Origin of the sequence: Arsenophonus sp. PmNCSU2021_1 (assembly GCF_036919435.1) — a bacterium.
Classification (GTDB): domain Bacteria; phylum Pseudomonadota; class Gammaproteobacteria; order Enterobacterales; family Enterobacteriaceae; genus Arsenophonus; species Arsenophonus nilaparvatae.
The window spans coordinates 138408-151279 of record NZ_JAZHPL010000006.1; the positions used below are offsets into that span (position 1 = coordinate 138408).

At 38.5% G+C, this 12872-nt stretch carries 9 protein-coding genes and 2 pseudogenes; 10 read left to right on the plus strand and 1 reads right to left on the minus strand.

Annotated elements, in window-relative coordinates; translation table 11 throughout:
- Window positions 1-27: 27 nt before the first annotated feature.
- The 7 genes and pseudogenes from priA (at window position 28) to rraA (ending at window position 8339) form a co-directional block, all read left to right on the plus strand.
- Entirely contained in the window at window positions 28-2217 is a 2190-nt protein-coding gene (priA, locus tag V3224_RS13620; protein WP_334471128.1) for a primosomal protein N', read from the plus strand.
- A 646-nt stretch (window positions 2218-2863) separates the two neighbouring features.
- A pseudogene (cytR, locus tag V3224_RS13625) lies at window positions 2864-3884 on the plus strand (DNA-binding transcriptional regulator CytR).
- A gap of 70 nt (window positions 3885-3954) precedes the next feature.
- Window positions 3955-4701, plus strand: a complete 747-nt coding sequence (locus V3224_RS13630; RefSeq protein ID WP_334471130.1) for an SPOR domain-containing protein — start codon at window positions 3955-3957, stop codon at window positions 4699-4701.
- Window positions 4702-4820: 119 nt separating this feature from the next.
- Entirely contained in the window at window positions 4821-5351 is a 531-nt protein-coding gene (hslV, locus tag V3224_RS13635) for an ATP-dependent protease subunit HslV (RefSeq protein WP_334471132.1), read from the plus strand.
- Window positions 5352-5361: 10 nt separating this feature from the next.
- Entirely contained in the window at window positions 5362-6693 is a 1332-nt protein-coding gene (gene hslU / locus V3224_RS13640; RefSeq protein WP_334471134.1) for an HslU--HslV peptidase ATPase subunit, read from the plus strand.
- A gap of 90 nt (window positions 6694-6783) precedes the next feature.
- Window positions 6784-7710 (plus strand): 1,4-dihydroxy-2-naphthoate polyprenyltransferase, encoded by a 927-nt coding sequence (locus V3224_RS13645; RefSeq protein ID WP_334471136.1) that lies wholly within the window; start codon window positions 6784-6786, stop codon window positions 7708-7710.
- Between the two features lie 110 nt (window positions 7711-7820).
- Window positions 7821-8339 (plus strand): ribonuclease E activity regulator RraA, encoded by a 519-nt coding sequence (gene rraA / locus V3224_RS13650; RefSeq protein WP_032116029.1) that lies wholly within the window; start codon window positions 7821-7823, stop codon window positions 8337-8339.
- 122 nt (window positions 8340-8461) lie between these two features.
- Here rraA and zapB read toward each other — a convergent pair whose 3' ends face one another.
- Window positions 8462-8704, minus strand: a complete 243-nt coding sequence (gene zapB, locus V3224_RS13655; RefSeq protein ID WP_032116028.1) for a cell division protein ZapB — start codon at window positions 8702-8704, stop codon at window positions 8462-8464.
- 324 nt (window positions 8705-9028) lie between these two features.
- Between zapB and V3224_RS13660 the strand changes: the two genes are divergently transcribed.
- The 3 genes and pseudogenes from V3224_RS13660 (at window position 9029) to V3224_RS13670 (ending at window position 12346) form a co-directional block, all read left to right on the plus strand.
- Window positions 9029-9841: an MIP/aquaporin family protein gene (locus V3224_RS13660; protein ID WP_334471140.1), complete on the plus strand. Its 813-nt coding sequence runs from the start codon at window positions 9029-9031 to the stop codon at window positions 9839-9841.
- 49 nt (window positions 9842-9890) lie between these two features.
- A pseudogene (gene glpK / locus V3224_RS13665) lies at window positions 9891-11373 on the plus strand (glycerol kinase GlpK).
- A gap of 100 nt (window positions 11374-11473) precedes the next feature.
- Complete coding sequence (locus V3224_RS13670) at window positions 11474-12346, plus strand: IS982 family transposase (protein WP_334467716.1); 873 nt, start codon at window positions 11474-11476, stop codon at window positions 12344-12346.
- Window positions 12347-12872: the final 526 nt, after the last annotated feature.

The following is a 12872-nucleotide window of genomic DNA, read 5'->3' on the forward strand; positions in this document are numbered from 1 at the left end:
TATGACAATGATTAGGAACATTTAATAATGGCTATTGTTCAAGTGGCGCTCCCTGTTCCGCTAATGCGCGTTTTTGATTACCAATCCAATCTTCCTTTACCAGCTAAAGGTTGCCGGGTATTGGTGCCATTTGGCAAGCGTACTACCTTAGGTATTGTATTATCGCATAATCAAAATCGTGAGCTCAGTAGTAGACAATTAAAAACCATTGAACAAGTGTTAGATCAAGAATCGTTATTTTCTGACAGTTTATGGTCATTGCTACTTTGGGCATCTCAGTATTACCATCACCCGATTGGTGAAGTACTATTTCATGCACTACCAGTGTTACTGCGGCAAGGCAAAGCGGCAACATTTTCTCCGCTATGGCAATGGCAAATCACCCAGCAAGGTAAAATTTTTGCCCCAAACCAGCTTAAAAGAGCGCCAAAACAACAACAGGCGCTCGCATTACTACAGCAACAGCCCTTTTATCGTCATCAAATAACAGAATACGAATTGAGTGAAAGTGCACTACAAGCATTAAAAAAGAGCGCCTTGATTCAACTATTACCCATCCAACCAAAAATGGAAAACTGGCATACTGATTTTCATCTTTGTGGTGAAAAACCAAAACTTAACCTAGAACAGTCAACAGCAGTAGCGGCAATAAGTTCTCTGTCAACATTTATGCCTTGGTTATTAGTGGGGATCACTGGTTCTGGTAAAACAGAAGTCTATCTCAGTGTGATTGAAAATGTTTTAGCACAAGGTAAACAAGCATTAGTCCTGGTACCTGAAATTAGTCTTACTCCCCAAACTATCCAACGATTTAGTGAGCGATTTAATGCGCCTGTTGATGTGCTGCATTCCGCATTAAATGATAGTGAACGACTGACGGTCTGGTTGCGGGCACAAAAGGGACACAGTGCTATTGTAATTGGCACGCGCTCCGCATTATTCACTGCCTTTGCCAATCTTGGCTTGATCATTATTGATGAAGAACACGACAACTCTTACAAACAACAAGACGGATGGCGTTATCATGCCCGTGATCTGGCTGTTTTTCGTGCCAAAAAAGAGAACATTCCAATTATTATGGGTACTGCAACACCTTCGTTAGAAAGTCTTTATAATATTGAACAAGTAAAATATCACCGTCTAGATCTAACCCAACGAGCTGGAAACGCCAAACCGGCAAGTCAACATTTACTTGATTTAAAAGGCCAGCCATTAAAATATGGTATGTCAAGACCATTAATACAGCGTATTGAAGATCATCTGGCAGCAAATAATCAAGTGATGCTATTTTTAAATCGCCGCGGTTACTCACCAACATTAATTTGCCATGATTGTGGTTGGATTGCCGAGTGTTCACGTTGTGATCATTATTACACACTACACCATCATCAACGTCAGCTACGTTGCCACCACTGTGATAGTCAACTGCCAATCCCAATACAATGCTCGCACTGCGGCTCAACGCATCTGCTCCCTGTCGGTTTAGGAACTGAACAGTTAGAAGAAGCTATTAACCAGCTTTTTCCTAATATACCGGTTACCCGCGTTGACAGAGATACCACTCGGCGGAAAGGCGCATTAGAAAAACAGCTAGCAACTGTCTATACAGGTGGTGCTCGAATTTTGATCGGCACCCAAATGCTAGCGAAAGGACACCATTTTCCTGATGTTACTCTGGTCGCCCTACTGAATGTAGATGGCGCACTTTTTTCCAGTGATTATCGGGCAACCGAAAGATTTGCTCAGCTTTATATCCAAGTATCTGGACGGGCTGGGCGGGCCGGTAAACATGGTGAAGTGATCCTACAAACCTACCACCCTGAACATCCATTATTAGCGACATTATTAGAAAAAGGATATAACGCGTTCGCGACAGAAACTCTAGCGGAACGACGTGATGTTTTTTTGCCACCACATAGCAGTCATATCATGATCCGTTCAGAAGATCATCATAACCAATCGGCACCTGATTTTTTAAACAAGTTCCGCCAATATATAGAACAACATACCATGCGCGACTCACAACTTTGGTTAATGGGTCCTACACCGGCGATCCAAGCTAAGCGGGCAGGCCGTTTCCGTTGGCAATTACTACTCCAGCATCCTTCGCGCTCCTATTTACAACAATTCCTTTCGCATATTTTACCTGAAATTATGGCATACCCTGAAAGTCGAAAAGTAAAATGGAATATCGATGTTGATCCAACTGAAAATTAGTCGCTGCTATTAATCATCTACTTACACCTATTGAAGCAAATAAAATTAGTTTTGTGCGAAGCTATTCTATAAATAAATCTAATTGAACGATTCAGACAAATTTATTTACAAATTTTGCTAGCAAAGTGATTAAGATAAGTAAATGCATTGATTAAATAACCTGAGTTCGGGATAAGGAATATAAACTTTTTCATTATATATTCAAGTAGTTAACTTAAAATAATTACATAAAGTAGTGCTTAATCTTAGTTTTTTTCATGATTTTAGCAGAGAAAATAGCTTATTTTTTAACCTGCGATCACTGAAGAACTTTCCGTTTTTCCTCATTTTATTGATTTTAAAAAGGTTTTATTGATAAGTAAGTTATTTTTATTTTCTCATAACTACCGCTTATCCCGAACTCAGGTTAAATAGACTTCACGAGTTTCGCACAGGCCTATAAAATTCTAGAAATGGCTTAAAAGTAATGATTAATCTGCAAGTTACTGAAATGCATAAATTCACTTAATTTACAATAAGTTATATTTAATTTATAAGGTTTTATCTATTTACATATTATGCTGAATTAAACTTAAAAATAGAGCGTTTTTTTATTGGTGCGAAACTCGTGGACTTAATTAGTCATTGAAGTATGCAAGGTGGAGATATGGAACAAAAGATAAATCACCACAACGCAACGATGAAGGATGTTGCTAACACAGCAGGCGTGTCTACTGCAACCGTTTCACGAGCACTCACTAGGCCAGATCAAGTTTCTGTCAAGACGCGCCAGAAGGTTGAACAAGCTGCGTTGAAAACGGGTTATGATACCTATTGTCTGACAAAAAATACCAAATCAAGCAAAGCTAAAACTATTTTTGTTACTATACCCGATATTACCAGTCCTATTTGTCCTGATATTATTAGTGGTATTGAACAAGTGGCTGCTGAACAAGGATATATGGTACTGATTGGTGATTGTAAACATTATAAAAAACAACAATACACTCTTATTGATATATTTATTAGCCAACAAATTGATGGCATTGTGTTACTCAATTCTGATATTCCGTTTTCACTCGCCAATAGAAAACTAAAAAATTTACCGCCAATAGTTGTTGCAAATGAATTTGTACCTGAATTCAATTTTGCTACTATAAATATTGATAATCTAACCTACTCTTTTAATGCAATTAACTATTTACAAAAACTGGGTCATAAATATATTGCTTGCATAACAGGCCCAGAAACCATTCTGTCTTGCCAATATCGTTTGCAAGGTTACACTCAAGCGATACAGCGGGCTGGTAATAAGGTGCAACAGGAATATATTATTAATAGTGATTTTAGTTACCAAGGTGGAGCTGAAGGCATAAAAAAACTTTTTGCATTAACTAAGCCACCTAGCGCAATTTTTTGCCATAATGATATTATGGCTATTGGTGCTATATGGCAGGCCAAACGTATGGGGCTAACATTACCAAGAGATTTATCTATTATTGGATTTGGCAATCTCAATTTTGCACAATATAGTGAACCCGCTCTCACCACAATCGAGCAACCTCGCTTTGAAATTGGTCGCCAGGCAATGTTACTACTTTTAGCGAAAATCGAAGGCCACGGAATAGATAAAAATGCAAAACTGCCATTTAATTATCCGTGATAGTGTTTGTCCACCTAAAAACTAGTCAAAAGTGATTAGGTTAAGTAACATATAACGAATTAATGTAACTTTTTTATTAATTAGCGAATTGAAAAGTGGCACAAAAAGATTACGTAAGACGAGGGCGCACAACGCCCCGTAAAAATAAGCATGCAGGCAAAAAAAAGTCAAATCAAGGATTGCCGAAAACAACCCTTGCTGTCGCTATTGCCATCGTAATTGTCTTTATTGGTGGCTTATATTACATTACGCAAAATAAACGCGTTCCTGTGCTTAACAAAACAACTTCACCTAACAGCAATCAGCCAGTCAACAGTCTACCTCCTAAACCAGAAGAACGGTGGCGTTACATAAAAGAGCTGGAAAAGCGGGGCTCTGATCTACCAAACTTTAACCACTCAACCAAATCAAATATTAATAACACCACCGAGTTAACCAATGAACAGCGTCAATTTCTTGAGCAGATTGATGCGGATAGACGCAATCCCACCACAAATCTATCCGAGGTGCCTAATAATGATAATGTTCCCCGCTCACACGTGATCATTAATGGCCCATCAATAGAATCACCTCTGCGATTAAAACCCGCACCACAGCCCCAACAACCAACAAATAACGAACAAAAAATAGTGGTACAATGCGGCTCATTTAAGAACCTGGAGCAAGCAGAATCAGTTAAAGCTAACCTGGCCTTTTCAGGTTTAGAGAGTAGGATTAGCTCGACTGAAGGTTGGCATCGCGTCGTTCTTGGGCCTTACAATCCAGAAGCAGCAGAAAAAATACGTGACCGAGCTAAATCTGTCGGCGTATCCGGCTGTATTCTTCGTACAAGTAAGGGTTGAAAAATAATTATTATCCCCCATTTACATTCCTAATAGCGTAAATACTGACTTTTTACGTCATAAAAAACCTAAAAAGTATGTTTACATACTCCCCTAATAAAATAGCCAAGGGCTGACTCATGACTACAATCGTAAGTGTTCGCCGTAATCGCCAAGTTGTAATTGGTGGTGATGGACAGGCGACGATGGGTAATACCGTCATGAAAGGCAACGTCCGTAAAGTGCGCAGCCTTTATAATGATAAAGTTATTGCGGGCTTCGCAGGCGGTACTGCTGATGCATTTACCCTGTTTGACCTTTTTGAACGAAAACTAGAACTTCACCAAGGACACCTAACGAAAGCCGCTGTTGGATTGGCTAAAGATTGGCGTACTGATCGTATGCTGAGAAAACTCGAAGCGCTTTTAGCTGTTGCAGATGAAAACAGCTCATTGATCATTACAGGTAATGGCGATGTTATTCAACCAGAAAATGATTTGATCGCTATTGGTTCTGGTGGTGCCTATGCACAAGCCGCTGCGCGTGCATTGTTAGAAAATACAACAATGAGCGCACGTGATATTACAGAAAAAGCGTTAAATATAGCGAGTGATATCTGTATTTATACCAACCATAATTTTAACTTTGAAGAGCTCTCTTCAAAATCTTAAGGATTTAAACATGTCTGAAATGACGCCTCGTGAAATTGTCAGTGAATTGGACAATCATATTATTGGTCAAGACAAAGCAAAACGGTCTGTCGCTATTGCGCTACGTAATCGTTGGCGTCGTATGCAACTTGATGAAGCACTACGTCAGGAAGTAACACCGAAAAATATTTTGATGATTGGCCCAACTGGTGTGGGTAAAACTGAAATTGCCCGTCGTTTGGCAAAACTGGCTAATGCTCCCTTTATCAAGGTAGAAGCAACAAAGTTTACTGAAGTCGGTTATGTGGGTAAAGAGGTCGATTCTATTATTCGTGATTTGACTGACGCTGCTGTAAAAATGGTACGCCTGCAATCTATAAAAAAAAACCGTTACCGAGCAGAAGAACTGGCAGAAGAACGTATTCTTGATGTTTTATTACCTCCGGCTAAAAATAATTGGGTACAACCTGATCCTAATGTAGAACCTTCTACCGCACGTCAATCTTTCCGTAAAAAACTAAGAGAAGGTAAGCTGGACGATAAAGAAATTGAAATTGAGGTTACTACTACACCGGTAGGCGTTGAAATTATGGCTCCTCCTGGTATGGAAGAAATGACCAGTCAATTGCAATCTATGTTTCAAAATCTGGCAGGGCAAAAACATAAACCCCGTAAGATGAAGATCAAAGAAGCCTTCAAAATATTGATCGAAGAAGAAGCAGCAAAACTGGTCAATCCAGAAGAACTAAAACAGCAAGCCATTGATGCAGTTGAACAACACGGCATTGTTTTTATCGATGAAATCGACAAAATTTGTAAACATGGTGAAACGTCTGGCCCTGATGTCTCTCGAGAAGGTGTACAACGTGATTTGCTACCTTTAGTTGAAGGCTGCACCGTTTCTACTAAACATGGGATGGTAAAAACTGATCATATTCTGTTTATCGCTTCTGGTGCATTCCAGGTTGCCAGCCCATCGGATTTGATCCCGGAGCTACAAGGCCGATTACCCATCAGAGTCGAGCTACAAGCGTTGACGGCAGAAGACTTTAACCGTATTTTAACTGAACCAAATGCCTCTTTAACTATACAATATAAAGCATTGATGGCAACCGAAGGTTTAAACATTGAATTTACGCCAGAAGGTATTAATAAAATTGCTCAAGCAGCATCGCAAGTAAATGAAAAAACAGAAAATATTGGTGCTCGTCGATTACATACCGTTCTTGAGCGATTGATGGAAGACATCTCTTTCGATGCTAGTGAACGCAATGGTCAAGACATTATAATTGACGCTGATTACGTAGCTAAGCATCTAGATGAACTAGTTGCTGATGAAGATCTGAGTCGATTTATTTTATAATCTGGCGTCGTTAACTTTGCTGATTATAATCTTGGATGGGAGGCTAAGCCTCCCATTATTTTTATAACAACAAACTTGTGGATTAATTACATGAATTTAATCACATCAAGAAAGCCTATACAAATACAGGCGTGGCTAGAAAGTTTACGCCCCAAAACACTTCCGTTGGGTATTGCGCCAATTATAATGGGTTCTACATTAGCTTATTGGTCTGGCACTTTTACCCTCTCTATTGCATTATTAGCTTTACTCACTGCTGCTGCACTACAAATTCTATCCAATCTGGCGAATGATTATGGCGATGCGATTAAGGGCAGTGATACCGAGCAACGATTGGGGCCATTACGAGGTATACAAAAAGGAATTATTAGCCTGGCAGAAATGGAAGTTGCCCTAAAAATCACTATCTTTATTTGTTGTTTATGTGGCTTAACTCTGATCATAGTCGCTTGTCGAATGCCAAAGGATATTATTGGCTTTCTGATACTCGGCGTTATCGCTATAATAGCAGCCATCACCTACACCGTGGGGAAAAAACCCTATGGATATCTGGGGCTTGGCGACATCTCAGTGTTGATCTTTTTTGGGTGGTTAAGTGTGATCGGAACTTACTATCTGCATACTAACCACTTTAATTTGATGATATTATTACCAGCAACCGCTTGTGGATTGCTGTCAGTAGCAGTACTAAACGTTAACAATATGCGTGATATAGAAAATGATATTAAAGCCGGTAAAAATACCTTGGCTGTTAGATTAGGCACTAAAGGCGCTCGAAAGTATCATGCGGCACTCATCTTAATTGCCATTTTTTGTTTAATTCTGTTTAGCTTGTTATATCTTCATCACTGGACGGGTTGGTTATTTTTGCTCGCTATACCGATGTTACTAAACCACATAAAGAGAGTTATCCATGATACCACCACCCCGCTGGGTATGAAACCTTTATTGGAAAATATGGTAAAAGCGGCATTGCTGACTAATATTCTATTTTCTGTTGGACTTATTTTAAATTAATTATTGTAATTTTGATTTTTCTCAGTATTTTTATCAGCTATGTTTTTGCAAAAAATAACCAGATAAGGATATACTGAACTTCCCTTGTACTTAAAATAGACCGAAATCCTATGAAATATGATACTTCCGAGCTTTGTGATATCTACCAAGAAGAGGTGAATGTTGTAGAACCTTTATTCTCTAACTTTGGCGGGCGTACTTCATTTAGTGGTCAAATCGTAACAGTGAAATGTTTTGAAGACAACGGCATCATCTACGATTTACTGGAAGAACAGGGGGAGGGTCGGATCCTATTAGTTGATGGTGGCGGCTCTGTACGTAAGGCGCTAATTGATGCTGAATTGGCAAAATTTGCCATGAAAAACCAATGGGAAGGCATTGTTATTTACGGTGCAGTACGTCAGGTTGATGAATTGGCAGAATTAGATATCGGTATTCAAGCAATCGCTGCCATTCCGGTAGGTTGTACCAGTGAGGGTATCGGAGAAAGTGATGTGCGAGTCAATTTTGGTGGCGTCACATTCTTTACAGAAGATTATTTGTACGCAGATAATACCGGTATTATCCTTTCCGAGCATCCATTACTTTTAGATGATGAGTCAAACAACGATCAAGATATTGAAGACTAATACTCTTTCAGCTAAAAACAAACATTGTTGTATTATTCAATATCTATCGATTAAGTAGCAATAAGGGCAACAAATTTTGCCCTTATTTCTATTTTTTGCTAATGTAATGAAATATCGGACGATTACTGAACATCTTCCATTCGACCTAATAGACCGCGTAAACGCTCTTGCCAAGCATGCTGTTCTTGTTTTAAATTCTCATTTTCATGAGCCAGCGTTCCATGTTTCTCTTTAGCACTCGCTACTTCTTGATACAAAATATTATTTTTCTCTTTAAGTTCATTAACTTCCATCTGCAAAAGCTCAATTGTTTCAATAGCTTGTTGAACTTTAGTTTCTAACTTTTCAAAAACTTCAAATGACATTCTTTCGTCCCCTTTTTTAGCAATGCTACGATTGTAAGTAGCCTTCTTACGCCTGTCTAGTTGAAAGCTCTCGATAAATGTCGATTTAACCTTAATTATTTCTATTTATCCAACTAATTGCAAAAAAATACATCAACTAGAATGTCAGTTCGATCACTTTATCAGAGCGATTTCGCTCATTTTTTTGAAGTGATCCAACATATTTGATCCCATTATTTCCGTTTACGTTCATTTAACGATAAATTCCTTCAGAGTTTCCTTAGGAAATAACAAATAAAAAACCAATTTTATTGCTTAGTATGCATACTTTTGTAGGATAAACATATGAGTAAAATTACTTCACCAACGCTGACAGGTCAATGTATCTCTGAATTTTTAGGTACTGCCTTACTGGTCTTCTTTGGCCTGGGCTGTGTTGCTGCTACGCGTATTGCAGGCGCACAACTAGGTTTATGGGAAATCAGTATGATTTGGGGATTTGGCGTGGCTCTAGCCGTTTACCTTACGGCAGGTATTTCAGGAGCGCACTTAAATCCGGCGATTACCGTTACTTTTTGGTTATTTGCCCATTTTGATAGAAAAAAAGTACTGCCTTATATTATTGCACAAATGCTGGGAGGCTTCGTCGCTGCCACACTCGTTTATGGGTTGTACTTCGAACTATTTCTAGATTATGAAAAATTACACCATATAGTACGTGGTTCACCAGCAAGCTTATTTACTGCCGGCGTTTTTTCTACTTATCCAGCAGGCCAAATTAGCGTCCTACAGGCATTTCTGGTTGAAGTTGTTATTGCTATTATCTTGGTTTGTATGATATTAAGTTTAACAGATCATAACAATGGCATACCCCGTGGCCCACTAGCACCACTACTTATTGGTATTCTGATTGCAGTTATTGGTGGTTCATTTGGCCCACTTACCGGTTTCGCATTAAATCCTGCTCGCGATTTCGGCCCCAAACTAATAGCTGATCTGGCTGGTTGGGGTGATATTGCCTTAACCGGTGGACGAGATTTCCCTTATTACATAATTCCCCTAACTGCACCTTTTGTTGGCGCTATTCTCGATGCTTTTGCTTATCGCAAACTGATTGGCTACCATTTACCTACTATGGCAAATCAAAACAAAAAATAAACGCAAAAATAATTCAAAAAAATAATATGAAGTAAATTGGACAATTATTATGACAACTGAAACACCAACAACAAAAAAATATATTATCGCACTTGATCAAGGTACCGCTAGTTCGCGAACCATTATTTTTGATCATGATGCTAATATTATTAATATTTCTCAACGTGAATTTCCTCAAATTTACCCAAAGCCAGGTTGGGTAGAACATGATCCAATAAAAATTTGGGCACCCCAAAGTGCTACTTTAGCTGAAGCATTAGCCATTTCTGATATTCGCAGTGATCAAATTGCCGGAATTGGTATAACCAATCAACGCGAAACTACTATAGTTTGGGAAAAGAAAACCGGTAAACCCATTTATAATGCGATTGTTTGGCAATGTCGTCGTACTGCTGATTTCTGTACCGAACTAAAGCGTAATAACTCAGAATTGGAGAAATATATCTGTGAAAATACCGGTTTAGTAGTTGACCCTTATTTCTCCGGTACCAAACTTAAATGGATCCTGGAGAATGTTGACGGAGCCTATGAACGAGCAAAAAATGGCGAGTTACTCTTTGGGACTATTGATACTTTGCTAGTATGGAAAATGACACAAGGGCGTATCCATGTTACTGACTATACTAACGCATCTCGTACTATGCTGTTTAACATTCATGAGCTGGAGTGGGATCAAAAAATCCTCGATGCCTTTAATATTCCACGCGCCATATTACCAACAGTACGTCCATCATCAGAAATTTATGGGAAAACCAATATTGGTGGTAAAGGTGGAACACGCATACCAATAGCCGGAATGACCGGCGATCAACAAGCCGCCCTTTTTGGGCAGTTATGTGTCCAACCCGGAATGGCTAAAAACACCTATGGAACCGGCTGTTTCCTATTAATGAATACCGGCAAAAAAGCCAAAATTTCCGATCATGGCTTACTAACTACTATTGCCTGTGGCCCACAAGGTGAAGTGAATTATGCCCTAGAAGGTGCCGTTTTCATGGCAGGTGCTTCTATACAATGGCTGCGTGATGAACTGAAATTAATTGATGATGCTAACGATTCTGAATATTTCGCTAATAAAGTCAAAAATAATAACGGCGTCTATGTCGTTCCAGCTCTAACAGGTTTAGGCGCGCCTTATTGGGATCCTTACGCCCGCGGTGCGATTTTTGGCTTAACACGCGGCGCCAATCGTAACCATATTATTCGTGCAACATTAGAATCTATTGCCTACCAAACGCGTGATGTTCTGGAAGCGATGCAAAAAGATGCAGATATGCGCCTGAGTTCATTGCGTGTTGATGGCGGTGCTGTCGCCAATAATTTCTTGATGCAATTCCAATCTGACATCCTAGGAGCCTACGTAGAGCGTCCTATTATTCGTGAAAGTACCATTAGGTGCAGCTTTACTTGCTGGGCTAGCTATTGGTTTCTGGCAAGATTTGGATGAAATTAAAGAAAAAATGCGTATTGAAAAAAAATTCACTCCTGGAATTGAAACCACTGAACGTAACTATAACCTGAGTTCGGGATAAGAAATAAAGAGAAAGTCTTGATATTCAAATAGTTGAATGAGCCTGTTTTGTTAAAATACTCTAACAGTCTGGTTAAAGAGTAGAGCATTGTTAAACAATTATGGAAAATCTTACTGAACTTTATTGCCTGATGGATGATTTTTGCAAAGACTTCGAGCCAAAAATGCATGAATATTTGCTGACTAACGGTACTAAGCGTCGTAGACGGTCTACTCAGCTTTCGTTGGCGGAAATGATGACACTGGTTGTGTTGTTTCATCAACTCCGATTCAGGCAATTCAAGGTATTTTATCTCTATTATGTCCGCTTATATCTCCGGAAGGAATTTCCTAACTTGCCATCCTATTCACGCTGTGTAGAGTTACTTCCGCGTAGTGCCTTAGCGTTAACGGCACTGTTTGAGTCAATTAAGGGAAAATGCACGGGGCTATCGGTTGCCGATTCTACTCCGATAGCGGTGTGTGATAACTTACGGATCCGCAGACATAAAGTCTTCAATGGGATAGCTGAACGGGGAAAAAATTCAACAGGTTGGTTCTTTGGTTTCAAGCTTCATGTAATTATCAATCATTTGGGGGAAATACTCAGTTTTCGACTCACACCAGGAAACACCGATGATCGGAAACCATTGCCTGAGCTGACAAAGGATCTTTCTGGTTGTTTGTACGCAGATAAAGGGTATTTATCGGCTTCACTGAAACAGCAACTCAAAACGATGGGAATTAGCCTTATAACGAATATCAAGAAGAAAATGAAGCCTATTAAACAGACTTGTTTCGACAAAGCCATCTTGCGTCATCGTTCTGTCATTGAAACGGTATTTGATGAGTTAAAAAATCTTTGTCAAATAGAGCATACGCGACATCGCTCTCCGGCTAACTTTGTAGTGAATTTATTAGGCGGACTGGTTGCATATTGTTTAATGCCATCTAAACCAAAGATACCTGTTGCAGGTACGTATCTTCAAGTATAATTGATAATGCTTATCCCGAACTCAGGTTAACTATAAATATAACGGGTGGAAAAAAGCCGTTTCCCGCACCAGAGATTGGGAAGAACACACTTAATCTCAATTAAAATCGATAAATAATAAAATAGCAGTAAATAATTACTGCTATTTTTATATAAAAAATATAATTAATTCAATACAAATAATTAATAAAAAATAAAAATATATAACTCCTCACTAAGGTTAGCAAAAACGAATTATTTTAATTGTCATTTTTATGCCTATAATATAAAAAACATCAAATAATCATTATGTTATTTATATGAGGTGTTTGTCATGAAAAGAAAATAGATTAGCCATTCACTATCATTTAGTCTGCAAATATTTCATCGAATATCAATTTTCGATGTGTCAGATTGATTATTAATTAAATAACACAAAAAAATAAATTATGAATAACAATTCTTTTATTACTTCAAAAAACCATAATAAATTACATGTAAATATAAAAAACTTATTATTGTATAAAAAAAATCAATATATAAATTTG

Coding starts and splice junctions, on each gene's coding strand:
- priA (WP_334471128.1), top strand. CDS start 28: ATGGCTATTGTTCAAGTGGCGCTCCCTGTTCCGCTAATGCGCGTTTTT.
- hslV (WP_334471132.1), top strand. CDS start 4,821: ATGACTACAATCGTAAGTGTTCGCCGTAATCGCCAAGTTGTAATTGGT.
- hslU (WP_334471134.1), top strand. CDS start 5,362: ATGTCTGAAATGACGCCTCGTGAAATTGTCAGTGAATTGGACAATCAT.
- V3224_RS13645 (WP_334471136.1), top strand. CDS start 6,784: ATGAATTTAATCACATCAAGAAAGCCTATACAAATACAGGCGTGGCTA.
- rraA (WP_032116029.1), top strand. CDS start 7,821: ATGAAATATGATACTTCCGAGCTTTGTGATATCTACCAAGAAGAGGTG.
- zapB (WP_032116028.1), bottom strand. CDS start 8,704: ATGTCATTTGAAGTTTTTGAAAAGTTAGAAACTAAAGTTCAACAAGCT.
- V3224_RS13660 (WP_334471140.1), top strand. CDS start 9,029: ATGAGTAAAATTACTTCACCAACGCTGACAGGTCAATGTATCTCTGAA.
- V3224_RS13670 (WP_334467716.1), top strand. CDS start 11,474: ATGGAAAATCTTACTGAACTTTATTGCCTGATGGATGATTTTTGCAAA.